Origin of the sequence: Ohtaekwangia sp. (assembly GCF_036568665.1) — a bacterium.
Lineage (GTDB): Bacteria > Bacteroidota > Bacteroidia > Cytophagales > Cyclobacteriaceae > Ohtaekwangia.
Genome location: NZ_DATCSD010000240.1, coordinates 1 through 2,864 on the forward strand (window position 1 = coordinate 1; position 2,864 = coordinate 2,864).

The 2,864-nt window shown below is 43.9% G+C and carries 4 protein-coding genes; 2 read left to right on the plus strand and 2 right to left on the minus strand.

The features are described from left to right. The coding region (locus VIN08_RS13290; protein WP_331965773.1) for a MerR family transcriptional regulator at nucleotides 1-366 on the plus strand (366 nt) is incomplete at its 5' end. A 59-nt stretch (nucleotides 367-425) separates the two neighbouring features. Here VIN08_RS13290 and VIN08_RS13295 read toward each other — a convergent pair. Then, the gene (locus VIN08_RS13295; RefSeq protein WP_331965776.1) at nucleotides 426-863 is read right to left on the minus strand and encodes a hypothetical protein; all 438 of its coding nucleotides are present in this window, start codon (nucleotides 861-863) and stop codon (nucleotides 426-428) included. A 260-nt stretch (nucleotides 864-1,123) separates the two neighbouring features. Here VIN08_RS13295 and VIN08_RS13300 point away from each other — a divergent pair, with 260 nt between their 5' ends. After that, nucleotides 1,124-1,840: a hypothetical protein gene (locus VIN08_RS13300; protein ID WP_331965779.1), complete on the plus strand. Its 717-nt coding sequence runs from the start codon at nucleotides 1,124-1,126 to the stop codon at nucleotides 1,838-1,840. Between the two features lie 6 nt (nucleotides 1,841-1,846). Here the strand turns inward: VIN08_RS13300 and VIN08_RS13305 are convergent. Next, nucleotides 1,847-2,864 (minus strand): glycosyl transferase (locus VIN08_RS13305; protein WP_331965782.1); only part of this gene is annotated, 1,018 nt, incomplete at its 5' end.

A 2,864-nucleotide genomic window follows, 5' to 3' on the forward strand; every position in this document is an offset into this window, starting at 1 on the left:
CACACGATCCGGTTCTATGAAAAACTGGGACTGATTGAAGTGCCGGAAGAATCGAGGAGAAAGAACAATTACAAGGAGTATCCTGAAGAGACACTTACGCGCATTACTGCGATTAAAGAGATTACGGCTAAAGGATTTACCTTAAAAGAAGCGCGCGGTATTATTACACTGGTAAATGCCGGCACTCTGGATGCCGAACGCGGAAGAAAATATTTATACCGAAAGCTAAAGCTCGTAGAGCAACAGATTGATGAGCTGATACGCACCAGGCAAAACCTGGAGCGAATGATCGATCAATGCGGCAGTGAAATGTGCGAAGTAGCTCAACTTATACACGGCAAAAAGTACGAGCCGGAAGTACATTAAAAAATAAGCCGGTTTACCAATGGCAAACCGGCCGTTAACAACTTCTGGAATTTGGGCTCCTAGCTATTGTCTCGTTCTGCATCCTCACAAACAAACTCCACAAATTCTTTCCACTCGGATGGCGAAGGAGCATTGTTCTGGAATAATTTCATCAACTGGGTTACGATCTCGGGATGAAGCTTGAATGCTTCCACTATACTTACCATAAACTCGATTTCGTGATTATTCACCAGGCTATCGGCATATATGATCTGCATCAGGTCATATAAAAGATTCATACGATTACTCACCGATTCAGGCAAGAATAACTCACAGGATCCTGGATCTTCGATCAACTGGCTGATCTGCCACTCTTTCAATCCACGCTTCTGGCCGATCTTCTGGATCAGTCTCTTCTCTTCATCATCCAATTGCCCGTCAGAAGATGCAAGACAAATCAGGTTTCTCAAATAGTTACGTTTGTAACTGGTGCGCTGGTGTTCAAAAAACGTTGTCATAACTCATTGGGTCTTGCCAGAAGATTTACAAATGCAGCACCAATTTTCCACACACTGTAATATCTACACAAGAAGTAGTTCTTTAAAAACGTCTTTTTCAAGGCATTAAAGAGGTTTCTACAATATATGTTGCACTTTATATCTCATGTAAGATATCGGTATATTCTGTATTTAATTTTCAAATTGGGAAAATCAATAGGAAAATGGTTCATCCCTGGCACTTCGCAAATTCGTACAAGGCTATATAACAACCTGTCCGTATGAAAATCTCTTACCTCATCGTTCAGCTCGGGTTCGTAATCCTGACCTTTGTATACTACAGATTGTTACTGCGCGAACTTCGCCAGGCGCTGGGTCGCTCCTCCATTCCTGCATACCGACAGAAGAATATTGTACGTGGCGTTACGATTGCCATTATAATCTGGACAACCTTCGTCAGCATTCTTTCCCTATCGGGTATACTAAGCGATTTCAATTCTGTACCACCCAGGATCATGCTGGTGTTAATCATTCCGCTGATATCAATTCTTTGGATCACCTTTAACCGTACCACAGCGGATGTTCTACAACATATATCTGCTGCCTCCATTATTCGTTTGCAAAGCTTTCGCTTCTTTGTGGAGATACTCTTGTGGCTGCTGTTCATTGAACAGTTGCTCCCGATACAAATGACTTTCGAGGGAAGAAACTTCGATATACTGGCGGGTATAACAGCACCATTTGTAGCGTGGGGAGTAAACATGCAAAAATTACCACGAGGCTGGCTGATCGTATGGAATATACTTTGCCTCGCACTGCTTATTAACATTGTAGCCATCGCTATACTTTCCATGCCTACGCCTTTCCGTGTATTTATGAATGAGCCTGCCAATACTGTTGTAGCAAAATTCCCGATCGTGTGGCTGCCCGCCTTGCTTGTGCCATTAGCCTATGGGCTGCACTTCCTTTCGCTGCGGCAACTTTTCATGAAGAAGTAAATAATACTATAACATCTCTGTTAATGTCTGGGTGATGGCCCTGCGAGAGTATATCTGTGAGCCAGGAGCTTTCGCTATACTATCGGTGCTCTTCCATGCATTAAACTTTTGCTGTATAAATGTTTTGATCGCAGCAGTATGATTACCATCGATCATAACACCCGCGCCAGATATATTCAGCAATGCTGCAGCATCGCCTTGCTCCGGGCCGACACCGAGTACCGGGAGACCCGTGGCCAGGTATTCGAATAATTTACCAGGCATATATCCCTCTGCGTCTTTATACCCGGTTAATACCAGCAGCATAATAGCCGACTCGCCATAGAGCGCCATTAATTGTTTGTGTGGTATAGTAGGTGTAAAGGTAGTTATACTCTTCAGATCATCGTCTTGCAATACAAAAGCTCGGAAGTCCGGATGTACTTCGCCTACAAAATCGATCTGTAGTTTTTCTCGCAGTTCACGTTGCTCCTGCAGCAGACTTTTTACAGCAAGCATGAAGGGTCGCGGATCGCACTTCTCATTTACTATACCGGCATGGCGAATAATAAATTTTGTATGGCGTGTGATGACCAGGTTTTTAAAATCGTCTTCATCAAAACCATTGGTCAGCAATCGTACCGGCCGGCCGGATAATTTTTCGAACTTGCGCACATAGAAAGGTGTGATGGTGATAACTTCATCCGCGGTTCTTACTACCTGTGTCTCCAACCTGCGATGCATACTGCGCGCAATTCCTCCTACCATCAAACTATCCAGCAACCCCCAGTCGCTCCAAGGATCACGAAAATCTGCGAGCCATTTCAAAGAAGGATTTTTTCTTTTCAACTTCAATCCTATCAGGTGAACACTATGCGGAGGGCCTGTGGTGATAATCGTTTTTATACCCTGCTCCTGCACATACTTCAACAAAAACCTGACAGATGGTTTTACCCAGAACACACGCGGATCGGGTATAAACAGATTACCGCGCACCCATGTACTTACTTTCTGAAAGAGTGATTTCTTTTTGCCAGATACAAGC